Below are 15,393 nucleotides of genomic sequence, written 5' to 3'. Positions count from 1 at the left end.
TATTTTAATGTTTTTTGTAAACAACATTCTTTAACAACTGCGCATTAAAAATAACGATCGATAGCAGCAAAAGCAAATAGGCGAAAAGTTGATGCAGATCTATTTCCTCCTTAAAGTAAAAAAATGCAACGGTAAAAGCAACTATAGGATTGAGATAGATCAAAATACCCAAGGCTGATGAAGGCATGCCCAACAGCGCATAAGAATTTAAGAAGAGTGGAATAATGGTAAATACAATTGCAATCAAAAATATATGCGACCAAAAGAAGGTTTCGGTTGGAAAAGGCGCCGCATTGAGAAAATACAGCGGCAACATCATTAGCCCAGATAAAATCAACTGAATGCCCAAAAAGTTAAATTTATCTACATCTTTAATTACTTTTAGAACAATAACATATATGGCATAAAAAGAGGCGATGATAACGGCCCACATTACTTCGATTAATGAACCCGTTGCCAATAGAATGATGCTAATAAATGCAATTATAAGCGCAACAATTTTACCCTTCGTTAACTGTTCTTTTAAGATGATAAAACCACAGAGTGCAGTTAACAGCGGGCAAACCATATAAGCAAAAGCTGCGGCCTTTAAACTCACGCTATTTACTGCGTAAATATAGGTGAACCAGTTTCCCGTAATTAGAAATGACGATACTACGGTAAGCAGCAATAGTCTTGTTTTCTTGCGTGTGCTTAATGATTTTAAGAAATTTAAATCATTCTTTAATGCTGCTCTTCTGAATAAAAGAATGGTTGCCCAAACTACGATAATGGAAACAAATATTCTGTAGTATAAAATTTCGTGTGGCGGAAAACCTTTTATATTACGTAAAGGTATAGACATTGTTCCCCAGATAATGTAAGGAACAATGCCAGCTATAAAATATTTGCTTTTACTGTCTGCCAAAATTAGCCTGCAATGGCAATTACAGAAATCTCTACATTAACATTTTTAGGCAATACCGAAACCTGAACCGTTTCACGAGCGGGAAAATCAGCAGTAAAGTATTGTCCATAAACTTCGTTTACCTGAGCAAAAGTGCCCATATCGCTTAAGAAGATAGTAGACTTTACTACGTTATCGAAAGTTAAACCTGCCTCAAGCAAAACGGCCTTAAGGTTACGCATCACCTGATGTGTCTCTTCTTCAATATTACCAATATTTAATTCCCCATTTTCGGGGTTAATGGCTACCTGGCCCGATACGAATAAAAAGTTTCCAGCTTGTACAGCTTGGCTATATGGTCCAATTGGATCTGGAGCATTAGTGGTTTTAATAATTTGTTTCATACAATTTGGGGTTATTTAGCAAGCCACTGGATAAGCTTGTAGATGATACCTGCAAGAAAAATCAAGATGGCCAATGCATTTATAAAATGCATAATTCTCAGATTGATATTATTTGGCCTGCTGGGATCCTTTTTTCTAAAGAAGTACATAATACAAACTTAGCTAAAAAGCTTAACACAGAAAATTAAAAGGCATAAAAAAAGTCCCGATTTTCATCGGGACTTTTTTAAATCTTATATTGAAATACTAGTTTCTAGCAGTTTCAACACGACGGTTTTGGATACGACCTTCTTCAGTATCGTTAGAAGCAATTGGATTAGCTTCACCATTACCTTTAGTAGCAACTTGACTAGCGTTAACGCCAGAGTTTACTAAGTAAGTTTTAACAGAATTAGCTCTGTCTTTAGATAATTTCAAGTTATATGCAGCAGTACCTTCGCTTGAAGCGTAACCGTTTACAGTTACTTTACCACCGTTTTCACGTAACACTGAAGATAATTTATCTAAAGTAGGATAAGACTCAGTTTTTAATACTGAAGAGTTGAAATCAAAAGCGATTTTCTCGAAACCAGTTACATTCGAAGCAACAGAATCAACTGGAGCTACTTTTGGAAGAGGACAACCTGAACCATCAACAGCAGTACCAGCAGGAGTTCCTGGGCATTTATCGAATTGATCAGCAACACCGTCACCGTCAGTATCTTTTTTCAAATCTTCAACAGATTTTTCAACAGCAGAAACACGGTTTTTCAATGCTTCAACTTCTTGACGTAAAGTTGGATCTTTTAACTCATCATACATAGTAGCTAATGGGTTAGTCCACTCTAAACTTGGTTTAGCAGAAGAACCTAAAGAGAACTCTAAACCAGCATAACCGTAAGAGAATTTATCTTTAGTTTGACCTTTTGCATAAACTCCGTCTAAGTTATCAGCATCAACAAAGTTCATAGTGTAACCTAAGTTAAAGTTAACACGCTCTGAAACTTTGAATTTAACACCAGCACCAACTGGAATATAGAAACCTTTTACGTAGTCTTTAGCATCATGTTTGTCATCAGCAGGACCTACAGCTTTACCTTTCCAGTCGATAGTTTGACCAGCACCAGTAATGATTTTTGGTGCATAAGCCATATAACCAGCACCAGCTGTTAAGAAGAAACCTACAGAGTTCTCACGACGTAAGAAATCGATAGAACCTAAATTAACAACACCACGTAAATCTACAGCATATTGTAATTCAGTTTCAAATTCTCTAACTGCAGGGTTAGTAATACCTTCGTTAGTACCTGAAAGTTTACCACGAGTTCCGTTTAATTCTAAACCGAATGAGTGACCTAATTGTTTACGGATGTTTAAACCGTAACCTAAGTTAGCATCCCATTTGTTAAAATCGTTAGTACCACCGATAGCAACAACTGGCATTAAAACACCACCATGTACACCGATAGACCAAGTTCTGTACTGTCCTCTACCACCAAATACCTTGGTAGCAGAAGTTGTTGCAGGTGCATCTTGAGCGACAGCAAGAGAAGCAACTCCTGTTAATGCCACTAAAGAAAGTGCAACACTTTTCTTTAAAGTAGAATAATTCATAATCTTTTTCTTTTTTAAGGGTTAAACAATTTAATTGATTAATTTTTTAGTAATCGCAAAATTAAACAAAATTTTAAATTTTCAAACTTTTATACAAACTCCGTTCCAAACTTCACAGTAATTAATCATTTTATTACATTTGGCCATTACCCATATAAAAATACCATTTTCATGAAATATCCTACCATCAATCAGTCATTATTTGTTTTAAATAGAAATAATTTCACTAAACACCTAAAAAACAACTCATTAGCCATATTCAATTCAAGTGATGAATTTCCCAGAAGTGGCGACCAGGCCTTTGTTTTTAAGCAAAATCCTGATTTATTTTATTTATCGGGAATTGATCAAGAACAAACAATATTATTATTATTTCCTGATTGTCCTAATCCGTTGTACAGAGAAGTCCTGTTTTTAAGACAGACTAACGATTACATTAAAGTCTGGGAAGGATATAAATATACTAAGGAGCAAGCTAAAGCGGCATCGGGTATTCAAGCTATCTACTGGTTAGACGATTTTGACAACATATTGCATAGCATTGTTAATTATGCTGAACATATTTATTTAAACACTAATGAAAATGATAGGTACGCCCACGAAGTTCCTTATCGGGATATCCGCTTCATTGAGAAAATGAGGGTTAAATATCCATTGCATCATTATGAACGTTCAGCACCCATTATGCGAAATTTACGTGCAGTTAAATCAGATATTGAAATCGAATTAACTAAAAAGGCGTCAGCAATAACCCGGGATGCATTTATTCGGGTATTAAAATTCACCAAGCCAGGTGTTAAAGAATATGAAATTGAAGCGGAGATTATACACGAATTTATCCGCCAAGGCGCAACAGGCCATGCCTATACTCCTATTATTGCTTCCGGCCATAATGCAAACATCCTACACTACAACGATAATAACCAAGTATGTAAAGACGGAGACGTAATACTTTTCGATTTTGGCGCCGAATATGCCAATTACAACGCAGATATGAGCCGCTCCATCCCGGTTAACGGTCGGTTCACTCCAAGACAAAAGGATGTATACAATGCAGTATTGCACGTAATGAAAGAGTCGATCAAATTAATTGGCGAAGGAACCGTATGGAATACCTATCACGAACAAGTTGGCGAAATTATGACCGAACAGCTGGTTAATCTTGGACTTATTTCTACATCAGACGTGAAGAACCAAACCGCAGCGTGGCCAGCTTATAAAAAATATTTCATGCACGGCAATTCGCATCACTTGGGTATTGATGTACATGACTTTGCAGGAAGATATACTCCATTTGCTAACGGGAACATCCTTACAGTTGAACCAGGTATTTATATTCCAGAGGAAGGCTTAGGCATCCGTTTAGAAAATAATATTCTGATCACCGCAAGCGGAAATATAGATTTAATGGCCGATATTCCATTAGAAGCTGAAGAAATTGAGGATATCATGAACAGTTAGTCCAATTTAATTTGGCCGTTTTCAGTTAACGGGTTTCAACATTTTACAGGTTAACTATTACTGATGAATTCATCTGCGAAGCGATAAATATTAAAATCATCTTCTTTCAAGGCTGCCTGAACTTTTTCTAGCAGCCTTTTTTTATCAACAATCCTCATTTTCTCATGCTGAATGAGTCTCCAGGCTTTCTCTGCAAACAAAAAAGCCCTTCGGTTATGATCAGAAGTAAGCGGCTTGATTATCCAAGCACATAATTCATCAATACCCGTATTTTTATCGGCCACTGTTTTTAATATTGGAATAGTCTTCGTGCCCTGATGAATAATTTTCTTTAAATTATTGGCAAAAATAGCTGCACCATCTCTATCAGCCTTGTTTATCACAAAGCAATCGGCAATCTCCATCAAACCAGATTTGATATTCTGTACCTCATCTCCAGATTCGGGAACCAAAACAACAACAGTTTTGTCAGCCAGTCCCGCAATTTCTACTTCCGATTGCCCAACACCAACAGTTTCTACAATAATCAGATCAAAATTAGCTGCTTTTAAAACATCAACCATTTCGATAGTTTTTGCCGAAATACCACCCAAAGCACCACGGGTAGCCAACGAACGGATAAAAACATTTGGATTATTAAACTGACCAGCCATACGAATACGATCACCCAATAAAGAACCAAAATTAAATGGGGAGGTAGGATCTATTGCCAATATAGCAATGCGCATTCCTTTCACTACAAAATGACTGGCTATCGCATTTACTAAGGTACTTTTACCTGCACCAGGGGGGCCAGTAATGCCTAAAACCGGAACATTAACCCGACTATCCAAATCTCTTAAAATCGAATCAGCCGGTGTAATGTTATTTTCGACAAGGGTTAATGTTCTTGCCAAAACCTTGTAATTCCCTGCCTTTACTTCGCTTAAAATGGATAGATGCGTATTCATCAATAAAACTATCTTTGTACAAATAAACAAAAATTATTAGCTACAAAGCGTCCCTATAATGAAAGTTACCGGTTTTACCTTTTTAAGAAATGCCATTGTTAACGATTACCCTGCCAAAGAAGCGATACTTTCTGTACTACCTTTATGCGATGATTTTATAGTGTCACTGGGAAACTCTTCAGACGAAACTTCTGAAATGGTTAAAAGCATCGACCCTAAAATCAGTACCATTGATACCGTTTGGGATGACAGTATAAGAGAAGGTGGTCGTGTTTTTGCCGATGAAACCAATAAGGCCTTAGCAGAAATAAGTAAAGATACCGATTGGATGATCTACATTCAAGGTGACGAGGCTATACATGAAGATTATCTTCCTTTAATAAAAAAAGAAATGGAGCTGGAGCTTAACAACAGCAACGTTGAAGCCCTGCTTTTAAAATACAAACATTTTTATGCCTCTTATGACTATTTAGCTGAATCCAGACGCTGGTATAGAAGAGAAGTTCGGGTTATAAAAAATCTACCTGGAGTAAAATCTTACCGCGATGCGCAAGGCTTCAGAATTAACGACAGAAAACTTAAAGTTAAATTGATCGACGCCTACATTTATCATTACGGCTGGGTTAAACCACCAAAAGGATTACAAGGTAAAGTGCGGAATTTTAATCAGTTTTATCAAACAGAAGAATGGATTGAAGAGAATTATCCCGTTCAAGAAACCTATGACATGCACAATGCCGATCGTTTGGTTCATTTTAAAGGCACCCATCCAAAAGTGATGCAGGAAAGAATTGAGGCCGCAAACTGGAAATTTGATAAAGATTTAACCAAGGAAACTCCAAAAATGAATTTCCGAAGGAGCGTTTTGCAAAAAATTGAAGATTTAACAGGCATGCGCTTATTTGAATACCGGAATTATAAAATTGTAAAGTAGTCTACAATTTAAATCTGTCTATATTTGCATAATTTTTTTTTCTTCTAAATACACTATTTAATTAATGGAAAAGCCTAAGGTCTTAGTAACTTTTGATTCGATGAAAGATGCCAATTGCGGCTATTTTTCGTTTGGAAAAGGATTAGGCGACGCATTAATCCAGGAAAACAAAGGAAAGTTTGAATTAAAATTTTATCTTTTCAAACAGACAAAATATCTTTTTAACGGCTTGGTTGATATCATTTATCTCTCGAGATTAGATCGGTTATTTTTTAAGAAAAAAAACGATTTCGAAGTTGTTCATCTCTCTGATCAGACCTGCAGATTACGGCCAAAAAAAGTAAATGCAAAGAAAATAATGACTGTTCATGACATGAACAAGGTTCATTTAAAATTTAGTAAGCCACACAGAATTCAGGTTTATCTAAAAAAACTTGGCAAGCTTGTATCACAGTGCGATAAAATTGTGTGCATATCTCAATTTGTAGCAAATGATGTAGTCCACTATTTTCCTGAGGCAAAAGAAAAAGTTAGCGTAATTTATAACGGAGCCGATAAGCTGATATCAGATGAAAAACATAACCCCAGTTTCGTTCCACCAAAACCTTTCTTATTTACAATAGGCTTATTATCGGTTCAGAAAGGATTTCATTTGCTTCCGGCTTTATTAAAAGGGAATGACTTTCATCTTGTTATTTCGGGCAAGGAAACGCCTCATAAACAAAGGATTTTAGAAGAAGCCGAAAAATATGACTGTTTAGATAGGGTACATATTACAGGGCCAATCTCTGATGAAGATAAAGCCTGGTATTACAAAAATTGCGATGCTTTTTTATTCCCTTCAGTTGCTGAAGGTTTTGGTCTTCCTGTAATAGAAGCCATGCACTTTGGAAAACCTGTTTTCCTCTCCAAATTCACCTCACTCCCAGAGGTTGGCGGCGACGTGGCTTATTACTTCGATAATTTTGAACCGGAACACATGCAGGAAGTATTTAAAAAAGGAATAAGTGATTTCGTCCAAAATAATCGTGCTAAAGAAGCAATTGCCCAAGCAGAAAAATTTTCGTGGGAAATTGCAGCCAACCAGTATCTGAATTTATATCAGGAATGTTTGGAATAACAGTTCTTAACCTATATTCTATAGCCCAACGGTTGACTCGAAACATTCCGTAAAACAGCATCTCAATCCATTCCATAACCCAAGAATTGTAATTTTAATTTTGTTGGGTTTCTCCATCTTATTCATATGTATGAAAAACCGTACATTTGCTCGGATCTTATTATATTTTTTTCCTACTGGGTACTTCCTGGGTTCTGTTATATATACAATACTTAATGAAAACTTATTTTCGTTTATTATCATTTGCCAAGCCTATTGAAAAGTTTGCCATACCTTATGTTATTGCAACCTTACTTTCTATTCTATTCGGAACCTTTAACTTGGCTTTGTTATCGCCGCTGTTCGAAACACTTTTAAATGCAAACAAGCAAGCTTGCCAAACGCCAAGCTTAACAGATAAAGCAGCCTCCTCATTTAGCTTATTGGGCAAGTTAAGGGATTTTGTTAACTATTCAATAAAGGTTAACACTATAGAAAGTACGCTGATGTACATCTGTATTATCATTGTTATCTCTGTATTGCTTTCCAATTTGTTCAGGTATTTTTCTCAGCGTTACATGGAAGATTTGAGAGTCCATACGTTGCTAAACTTTAGAAAGCGGGTATTTAACAATGTGATGAATCTTCATGTAGGATATTTTAACAATGAGAGAAAAGGCGATATTATTTCTAAAGTAGCATCTGATGTACAGGTGGTTCAATTCACGGTTACCAATACATTACAGGTTGTTTTTAAAGAACCTGTAACACTAATTGTATATGTTATTCTTTTATTTAATATTTCAGCAAAGCTTACCTTATTCTCGTTACTGGTAATCCCAATTTCTGCATTTATTATCAGTAAAATTGTAAAAAGGTTAAAACAGCAGGCAAAAGAATCGCATGAATCTTTTGCAAAAATGATTGGCTTTTTAGATGAGGCATTAAGCGGGATTAAAATCATAAAGGCCTTTAATGCAACAGAACGAATTAAAAACAAATTTAACCAGGAAAATATATACTATTCCAACTTAACACGCAAAATGGTTAGACGCCAACAACTCGGCTCACCAGTTTCTGAATTTTTAGGTGTCTTAATGATTTCTATTATCGTTTGGTATGGTGGATCATTAATATTACATAATGATAAAAACGCCTTAACCGCATCAGATTTTATTGCTTACATCGCTATTTTTTCCCAGGTAATGCGTCCTGCAAAAGCATTAACAGATTCATTTAGTGGAATCCATTCTGGAATTGCAGCAGGCGAGCGGGTTTTAGACCTAATAGACACTAAACCGTTGTTGGTTAATGAACCAGATTCGAAAGTTCTCGATGATTTTAACAGTACAATCAGCCTTCAAAATATATCATTCAGTTATGGGGAAAAACAAATTCTTAACTCGATAACCTTCGACATTGAAAAAGGGCAAACAGTAGCACTTGTCGGACCATCCGGGGGTGGAAAAAGCACATTAATGGACCTGTTTCCACGTTTCCATGATCCAAAATCAGGAACGATTAAAATTGATGGCCACGATTATAGGGAGCTTACTGTCGAAAGCATCAGGGCACAAATGGGAACCGTTAATCAAGAGTCTTTTCTATTTAACGATACCATTTTTAATAACATTGCGTTTGCCAAACCAGATGCCACAATGGAAGAAGTTGTTGCCGCAGCGAAAATTGCAAATGCGCACGATTTTATCGAGAATACAGAAGATGGTTATCAATCTTTTGTTGGCGATCGAGGAAATAAACTCTCTGGAGGCCAGAAACAGCGTGTTTGTATTGCAAGGGCTGTATTGGCTAACCCCCCAATCATGTTGCTGGATGAGGCCACTTCAGCCTTAGATACAGAATCTGAAAAATTAGTTCAGGATGCTTTAAATAACCTGATGAAAAATCGCACATCAATTGTGATTGCGCACCGTTTAAGTACAATACAACATGCCAATAAAATTGTTGTGATAGATAAGGGCAGCCTAGTAGAAACCGGAAGCCACAATGAGTTAATGAACAAAAATGGTTTATATAGGCGCTTAATCGACATGCAGGCTTTTAACGACTAACATCTAGATGAAGAAAGTACTATTTTTTATGCCTGATAATCCGCTAAAAAAAAATGCGGGCAACAGAACCAGGGCTTTAAGCATGTTAAGCTATTTTAAATCGAGAAATTTTGAAATTGATTTTGTAAGCGAGTATTTCACCGGAAAATGGAACGAGGCAGATATTAAAGCATTTGAGCAAGCGGGCTTGGCCAGTAATACTTATGTAATTAAAAAAAAACCATCTAAAAAGAACTTACTTTATTACCTGCTTTTTTATAAACTGCCCAATTTCTTTTATCAGAATAAGGGTTGGTTCTTTCCGCTTCAATTCCCTGAATTGGTGACCTTGAGGTTTAAGAGGGCTTTCAAAAAAATTCTAAAAAACAACGATTACGATTACATCTTTATCAATTATGCCAGCTGGGCTACGCTGGTAGAGCATAATCACCTTACAAAAAGATCGATAAAAGTAATTGATACACATGATTTTATAACCGCTCAACTTCAAAAAAAGAATAATATTGGCAAATCCTTTAAAGAAGAAATAAGAAGAATTTCTTTATTCGATATTGCTTTAGCCATTTCTGTCGAAGAACAATACGTTTTTAGTCAATTTTGTAAAAATAGGGTTGTATTAGCACCAATGATGCTTGATAGACCAGAAAATATTCACGCTACTAGTGACAAGTCGTTTGATCTGATATATGTAGCCAGCGATAATGTACATAATCAAAAAGCTGCCAAGTGGTTTTTTAAGGATGTTTACCCGTTATTACCAACCACCGTGCAGATATGCGTTATTGGACAGATAAACCAGCATCTTTCTATAAAGGCACCGAATATTGTTACCGTAAACTTTGCCGAAGATTTATCGATCTATTACCAAAATGCTAAAGTAGCACTATGCCCTATGCTAACGGGCACTGGAACCAAGATAAAAGTAGTGGAAGCGTTGTCTTATGGCTTACCGATAGTTTGTAATACCCGTGGGATCGATGGGCTGATCAACAAGACCGACAATGGCTGTTTGGTTAGTGATGACCCCATTGAATTCGGAAATAATATCATGAAACTATTAACGGATGAATCGGAATATAAAAAACAGGCAGAAAATGCCTTGGCGGCTTTTAGCATCAATTACGAAAAGGAACACTGCTATAAAAATCTTGATAAACTATTTTTGAAGTAGTTTAAATCTCATCATATTATGAAAAAGGTTGCCGTTATTGTACCTATTTATAAAGAAATAAGCTATTTAGAGGATATATCCTTACAGCAGTGTTTCAAAGTTCTTTCTAAATCACATCCAATTTTTTGTGTAAAACCCAATTCTTTAAATCTAAATACCAAGTATCCATTTAATAACTTCATCAGTTTTGATGATACGTATTTTAAAGATATTGCAGGCTATAACAGACTAATGCTGTCCGGAGAATTTTATGATGCTTTTTTAGACTATGAATACATCTTGATTTATCAGTTAGATGCTTTTGTTTTTAAAGATGATCTACATATTTGGTGTCAAAAAAACATAGATTATGTAGGAGCTCCGTGGCTCAGACATAAATATCCTGATGTGATCAAAGCAATAAAAAATAGCATTTTGCGCTACATACATCGAAAATTCGATATTAAAGAGAAAAACACACTTGCTCCAACCGACATTCAGCGGGAGTATAAAGTAGGGAATGGAGGTTTATCTTTGCGTAGAACACAGTTATTTTATGATTTAACCAAACGCTTTCAGGAAAAAATAAAAGAATATTCTTTAAATCCGGCAGCTAACTTTAATGAAGATGTTTTTTGGAGCATAGAAGTAAATAGGCAGAAAAAAATTTTAAGGATACCTTCATATAAGGAAGCCGTATATTTTGCATTTGAAGTGCCTGTTGATCGGGCTTTCGAACTCACTAACAATACACTGCCTTTTGGATGCCATGCATGGAACAAAAACCTGGAGGTATGGAGGCCTATACTTAAAGACTTTGGATATTCTATTTAAACTACAATCGCGTTAGGGTTTACTTTTTCTGCAATCGTTCATTGCTTTTAAGTAAGATGCCAGGAATTGAGATATACCGGCGTTTTTAATCAAGCTAAAACATTCTTTTAAGCTAAGCTTTGATTCTTTAATTAATCCACTTAAAATAACCTTATTATGCCTCGAGTTTGATTTTTCCAGCATCTTCTTTTGCCCTGAGTTAATAAATGAACAGTTTTTTATTAAGTTTTTAATTCTCTTCCTCACTATTACTTCATACTCCGACATCTTTTTCTTGTTCTGACTCATACTGATTTTATGAATCCTAATTAAAGCAAAAGCCTCCTCTACAGGCAAAAAAGAAAAATAGAAATCTTTAAATGCGCACGAAATCCAAAAATCCCAGTCTTCCAAACTTTTCAAAAACATATCAAAAAAGCCTACTTTTTTCAATGAAGATGCCCTAATTAAAGCGGAATTAACTGGCATTATATTTTGCTTCACCAGCATTTCTAAAACTTCATATCCAGAAGCATCCAACTTAGACATCCATTCATCCTGGTTTAAGTTTATACTTTTATAAAGCTTTTCTTTATTGCCGTCTACAAAATAACACGCCATAGTATAAGAGATATCTATATGAGCATCTTTTTCCATATCCTCAACTTGCAAGCTTAATTTTAGATCGGACAAAAGGTCATCCGCGTCTAAAAACTGGATATATTCTCCATTTGCGTTCTTTATCCCTAAGTTTCTTGCAGCCGATAAGCCAGCATTTGATTGATAGAAATATTTTATTCTGGGATCTTTTGCTAAAAATTCAGCTACAACATCTTTTGTTTTATCTGCCGAACCATCATCTACAACAATAAGTTCAAAATTTTGATATTTTTGTGCCAATACCGAATTTAAAGTCTCAGGTAAAAACGCCTGATAATTATATGCGGGTATAATGATAGTAACTACAGGATTTTCCATTTATAACAAAGTTAATTTAAATCTGAGTATGTATTTCAGATCACTCAGATTTAAGTAGAAATTTATTGATTAAACTCAAGATATGATCATTATAAAAATAATAGGCGGATTAGGCAATCAGATGTTTCAATATTCTTTCTACAGATCGCTACAAAGTAAGGGCATCTATATTTATGCAGATTTATCTGAGTTCGAAGCCTATCCTCTACACAATGGTTACGAACTGGAAAGAATTTTTAACTTAACCGTAAGAACACCAAGCAAATTTATTTTAAATCTATTTAGACCCAATCAAACCAAATGGATATTTAGAAAACTGAAAAGGGTTTTAAATTTAAAAAAGACCTATAGGGTAGAGGAAAAGGAATTTAGGTTCGACCCCTCTTTTTTAAGCGACACTAATAAATATTATTTTGGTTATTGGCAAAATGAGGGGTATTTCCATGATATAGCAGACCAAATAAAACATGATTTCATTTTCCCTAAAATTGTAGGCATAGAAAATGAAACAATCCTTCAAAAAATCACAAATACTCAAAGTGTATCGATCCATGTAAGAAGGGGTGATTATTTAAAAGATCCCTTATTAGGCAATATTTGTAATTTAGATTATTATGAGGAAGCGATATTGAACATCAATTCAAAAATTAAAGACGCTCAATTCTTCGTCTTCTCTGATGACATGGCCTGGTGCAGACAAAATCTTAAATTGGCGAATGTAACCTACATTGATTTGAATAAGGGAAAAAACAGTTATATAGATCTGCAATTGATGAGCAACTGTAAGCATAATATTATTGCAAATAGCAGCTTTAGTTGGTGGGGTGCATGGCTAAATAACAATAGTAATAAAGTGGTTATTGCCCCAGGGAAATGGGTAAATAATCTTGCTGTTGATGATACTGATATTTGTCCAAAAAACTGGATCAAACTATGAAAAGCCCTAAAATAACAGCATTTATAGCTGCCTATAATGCTTCTGGCTATATAGAAGAATCTATATCTAGTATTTTAAACCAAACTTTTAAAGATTTTGAACTTATTATTATCGACGATGGGTCAACTGATGATACTGCATTAGCAGTTAAAAAATTTAATGATAACAGAATCAGGTTTATACAAAACAATGAGAATGAAGGACTGCCTTTTACCAGAAACAGATTGCTCGAACTAGCTAACGGTGAATACATTGCAATTTTAGATAGTGATGATATCGCTTATCCTGACAGGTTTCAGTTACAGTTAAACTTTTTTTCTTCACATCCAGAAGTTGCATTATGCGGAGGGCATGGTACAATTATAAATGAAAATGGAATAGAGGCTGATAAAAAAATAATTGTGCCAACTGATGATTCGATAAACATGCGTATGTTATTTGCCAATTCTTTCATAAATTCAAGTACCATGTTTAAAACGGAAATCTTTAAAGCGCTTAACGGCTATAGAGATTTTGCATTAGCTGAAGATTTCGACCTTTTTACACGGATTTCAGAAAAATATAAAGTAGCAAATATTAATGCGTTTTTAGTTAAATATAGGATACATGGCGAAAATATAACGATCAAAAGATCGGAGGATCAGGGAAAAAACGAACTCGAAGTTCTTAAAAATATTCAAGATAACTTAGGCATGTCGTTTAACACGAGTAGCTTAAATCTACATAAAGAATTATTAACAAATAATTTAAATGAAGCTCACTTTGCTGGATATCTCGAACTATTAATTGCAATGAAAGTTGCAAATGCAAAATCAAAAAGATTTGATATAGCTAAATTGAATCGGTTTTTATTTAATAAATGGTACGAAATACTGCGGTTAAAAAAATCAGATGTTAAAGCATTAAATTGGTATTTTAAAAAGGAATTGTATCGTGGAGCGTATTTTAATTTTAAGCAATTCCGAAAAATATTTAAAATCACGCTTAGGGGATTGATCAGTTAATTCCCCACCATCCATTTCACTTTAGTTTTTCCGATAGCTCGAGCCAGGAAAAAGCTTAGCGTATAGGTAACTAAAAATCTAATTAACAGTATTGCGGTATTCTGCCATATGTTAAGCTCAAGAAAATTTAACTTTAAGGGCTGAAAAATTAGGGGAAGTCCTCTGTCAATTATAATCACATGGATGAGATAGATACCGAAGGTAGTTTCCCTGGGTCGTAAATTTCGCTGGAGCCAATTTAAACTGCCTACTTTTAATAATAGAGCAAACATCACCAAAGAATAGATGATATTACTAAAACGTAAGGTATTATATGCATCTTTTATACCAATACTATTAAGGTAAGTAGATTCTCCAACGGCTATCCAAAAGGTAACAAATGCTAAAAGCAAGATGATAAACCACGATGTAGCCTTAATTATATTCATTATCTTATCATAATACTCGTTAAAATAAACGCCGAGCCATAAATAAAATACGAATCCAAAAATTGCTGTAGTATGGGTTGTGGCAATCCAGCCCTGATAAATATTTACACTATAAAACAGCGAAAAAAGGGCCAAAACCAAACCAAACCAAAGGTTATACAAATGCTTTTTAAATAGCAATAAAATAGTAATACAAATAAGAAAATTAAGGATAAACCAATATGGGCTAATGAGTACGATACGGGTAAAGGTTTCAACAAAGTATAGAAAAAAGTTATTTCCTATCATGCCCATCTCACTTCCTCTACTATGGGCGATATAACGGTCTAAAACACTTAGCATAATTAACATAAATATCCAGAACAACCATGGTTTAATGGTTTTCTTAAATCTGTTTTTTAAATACTGAAAAGGTGTGTATTCATCAAACTTATGGTTGATTAAAAAGCCCCCAATTAGAAAAAAAGCTATTGTGCTGAACTTAAAAGACTGTATAATAGAACTTTCGATAATGTTTTCGAACTGCCTGCTATAGTGATTTGGCGGAACAACCCCGCAATGCTCAAGAACAATCCCAATCATAGATATACACCTGATTGAATCGACAAAAGAAAAATTATTTGTTTTAGGTGTTGTAACTTTTATTGGCTCAGTATCCATTGAATATCATTTTTAAACAGTCTG

Annotated in this window: 15 protein-coding genes; 8 read left to right on the top strand and 7 right to left on the bottom strand. The window is 34.9% G+C overall.

Annotated features, from left to right (window positions below; all coding sequences use genetic code 11):
• Positions 1-4 precede the first annotated feature (4 nt).
• The 4 genes from EZ456_RS08320 to EZ456_RS08310 form a co-directional block, all read right to left on the bottom strand.
• On the bottom strand, positions 5-907 hold the full coding sequence (locus EZ456_RS08320) for an EamA family transporter (protein ID WP_131529123.1): 903 nt from the start codon (positions 905-907) through the stop codon (positions 5-7).
• Positions 908-909: 2 nt separating this feature from the next.
• The gene (locus EZ456_RS08315) at positions 910-1,290 is read right to left on the bottom strand and encodes a RidA family protein (protein ID WP_131529121.1); all 381 of its coding nucleotides are present in this window, start codon (positions 1,288-1,290) and stop codon (positions 910-912) included.
• 11 nt (positions 1,291-1,301) lie between these two features.
• A complete protein-coding gene (locus EZ456_RS25720; RefSeq protein WP_307533138.1) occupies positions 1,302-1,439 on the bottom strand; it encodes a DUF6728 family protein in 138 nt (45 codons plus the stop codon).
• Between the two features lie 97 nt (positions 1,440-1,536).
• The gene (locus tag EZ456_RS08310; protein WP_131529119.1) at positions 1,537-2,883 is read right to left on the bottom strand and encodes an OmpA family protein; all 1,347 of its coding nucleotides are present in this window, start codon (positions 2,881-2,883) and stop codon (positions 1,537-1,539) included.
• Positions 2,884-3,054: 171 nt separating this feature from the next.
• Between EZ456_RS08310 and EZ456_RS08305 the strand changes: the two genes are divergently transcribed.
• Positions 3,055-4,344 (top strand): aminopeptidase P family protein, encoded by a 1,290-nt coding sequence (locus EZ456_RS08305; protein WP_131529117.1) that lies wholly within the window; start codon positions 3,055-3,057, stop codon positions 4,342-4,344.
• Positions 4,345-4,394: 50 nt separating this feature from the next.
• On the opposite strand, the gene meaB is transcribed toward EZ456_RS08305, so the two are convergent.
• Positions 4,395-5,294: a methylmalonyl Co-A mutase-associated GTPase MeaB gene (gene meaB, locus EZ456_RS08300; RefSeq protein ID WP_131529115.1), complete on the bottom strand. Its 900-nt coding sequence runs from the start codon at positions 5,292-5,294 to the stop codon at positions 4,395-4,397.
• A 58-nt stretch (positions 5,295-5,352) separates the two neighbouring features.
• On the opposite strand from meaB, the gene EZ456_RS08295 reads away from it, so the two are divergent.
• From EZ456_RS08295 to EZ456_RS08275, 5 genes are all read left to right on the top strand, one after another.
• Complete coding sequence (locus EZ456_RS08295) at positions 5,353-6,228, top strand: glycosyltransferase family 2 protein (protein ID WP_131529112.1); 876 nt, start codon at positions 5,353-5,355, stop codon at positions 6,226-6,228.
• A 64-nt stretch (positions 6,229-6,292) separates the two neighbouring features.
• Positions 6,293-7,348, top strand: a complete 1,056-nt coding sequence (locus tag EZ456_RS08290; protein WP_131529110.1) for a glycosyltransferase family 4 protein — start codon at positions 6,293-6,295, stop codon at positions 7,346-7,348.
• Between the two features lie 215 nt (positions 7,349-7,563).
• Positions 7,564-9,399 carry an ABC transporter ATP-binding protein gene (locus EZ456_RS08285; RefSeq protein ID WP_131529108.1) on the top strand — a complete coding sequence of 612 codons (1,836 nt, stop codon included), beginning with the start codon at positions 7,564-7,566 and terminating at the stop codon, positions 9,397-9,399.
• A 7-nt stretch (positions 9,400-9,406) separates the two neighbouring features.
• Positions 9,407-10,570, top strand: coding sequence for a glycosyltransferase (locus tag EZ456_RS08280; protein WP_131529106.1), 1,164 nt, complete (start codon positions 9,407-9,409; stop codon positions 10,568-10,570).
• An 18-nt stretch (positions 10,571-10,588) separates the two neighbouring features.
• Complete coding sequence (locus EZ456_RS08275; RefSeq protein WP_131529104.1) at positions 10,589-11,383, top strand: DUF5672 family protein; 795 nt, start codon at positions 10,589-10,591, stop codon at positions 11,381-11,383.
• Between the two features lie 12 nt (positions 11,384-11,395).
• Here the strand turns inward: EZ456_RS08275 and EZ456_RS08270 are convergent, their stop codons facing one another.
• Complete coding sequence (locus EZ456_RS08270; protein ID WP_131529102.1) at positions 11,396-12,340, bottom strand: glycosyltransferase family 2 protein; 945 nt, start codon at positions 12,338-12,340, stop codon at positions 11,396-11,398.
• Positions 12,341-12,422: 82 nt separating this feature from the next.
• Between EZ456_RS08270 and EZ456_RS08265 the strand changes: the two genes are divergently transcribed.
• Both EZ456_RS08265 and EZ456_RS08260 read left to right on the top strand, forming a co-directional pair.
• Positions 12,423-13,277, top strand: a complete 855-nt coding sequence (locus tag EZ456_RS08265; protein WP_131529100.1) for an alpha-1,2-fucosyltransferase — start codon at positions 12,423-12,425, stop codon at positions 13,275-13,277.
• Entirely contained in the window at positions 13,274-14,281 is a 1,008-nt protein-coding gene (locus EZ456_RS08260; RefSeq protein ID WP_131529098.1) for a glycosyltransferase family 2 protein, read from the top strand. The genes EZ456_RS08265 and EZ456_RS08260 overlap by 4 nt, the downstream gene beginning before the upstream one ends.
• Here EZ456_RS08260 and EZ456_RS08255 read toward each other — a convergent pair.
• Positions 14,278-15,369, bottom strand: coding sequence for an acyltransferase family protein (locus EZ456_RS08255; protein WP_131529096.1), 1,092 nt, complete (start codon positions 15,367-15,369; stop codon positions 14,278-14,280). The genes EZ456_RS08260 and EZ456_RS08255 overlap by 4 nt on opposite strands.
• Positions 15,370-15,393 lie beyond the last annotated feature (24 nt).

Origin of the sequence: Pedobacter psychrodurus (assembly GCF_004331735.1) — a bacterium.
Lineage (GTDB): Bacteria > Bacteroidota > Bacteroidia > Sphingobacteriales > Sphingobacteriaceae > Pedobacter > Pedobacter psychrodurus.
Note: the sequence above shows the minus strand (reverse complement) of the source record. Positions and strands in the feature narration are given on the sequence as shown.

What these genes read in the sequence shown, in the direction of transcription:
- EZ456_RS08315 (WP_131529121.1), bottom strand. Translation starts at nt 1,290, where the DNA reads ATGAAACAAATTATTAAAACCACTAATGCTCCAGATCCAATTGGACCA.
- EZ456_RS25720 (WP_307533138.1), bottom strand. Translation starts at nt 1,439, where the DNA reads ATGTACTTCTTTAGAAAAAAGGATCCCAGCAGGCCAAATAATATCAAT.
- EZ456_RS08310 (WP_131529119.1), bottom strand. Translation starts at nt 2,883, where the DNA reads ATGAATTATTCTACTTTAAAGAAAAGTGTTGCACTTTCTTTAGTGGCA.
- EZ456_RS08305 (WP_131529117.1), top strand. Translation starts at nt 3,055, where the DNA reads ATGAAATATCCTACCATCAATCAGTCATTATTTGTTTTAAATAGAAAT.
- meaB (WP_131529115.1), bottom strand. Translation starts at nt 5,294, where the DNA reads ATGAATACGCATCTATCCATTTTAAGCGAAGTAAAGGCAGGGAATTAC.
- EZ456_RS08295 (WP_131529112.1), top strand. Translation starts at nt 5,353, where the DNA reads ATGAAAGTTACCGGTTTTACCTTTTTAAGAAATGCCATTGTTAACGAT.
- EZ456_RS08290 (WP_131529110.1), top strand. Translation starts at nt 6,293, where the DNA reads ATGGAAAAGCCTAAGGTCTTAGTAACTTTTGATTCGATGAAAGATGCC.
- EZ456_RS08285 (WP_131529108.1), top strand. Translation starts at nt 7,564, where the DNA reads ATGAAAACTTATTTTCGTTTATTATCATTTGCCAAGCCTATTGAAAAG.
- EZ456_RS08280 (WP_131529106.1), top strand. Translation starts at nt 9,407, where the DNA reads ATGAAGAAAGTACTATTTTTTATGCCTGATAATCCGCTAAAAAAAAAT.
- EZ456_RS08275 (WP_131529104.1), top strand. Translation starts at nt 10,589, where the DNA reads ATGAAAAAGGTTGCCGTTATTGTACCTATTTATAAAGAAATAAGCTAT.
- EZ456_RS08270 (WP_131529102.1), bottom strand. Translation starts at nt 12,340, where the DNA reads ATGGAAAATCCTGTAGTTACTATCATTATACCCGCATATAATTATCAG.
- EZ456_RS08265 (WP_131529100.1), top strand. Translation starts at nt 12,423, where the DNA reads ATGATCATTATAAAAATAATAGGCGGATTAGGCAATCAGATGTTTCAA.
- EZ456_RS08260 (WP_131529098.1), top strand. Translation starts at nt 13,274, where the DNA reads ATGAAAAGCCCTAAAATAACAGCATTTATAGCTGCCTATAATGCTTCT.
- EZ456_RS08255 (WP_131529096.1), bottom strand. Translation starts at nt 15,369, where the DNA reads ATGGATACTGAGCCAATAAAAGTTACAACACCTAAAACAAATAATTTT.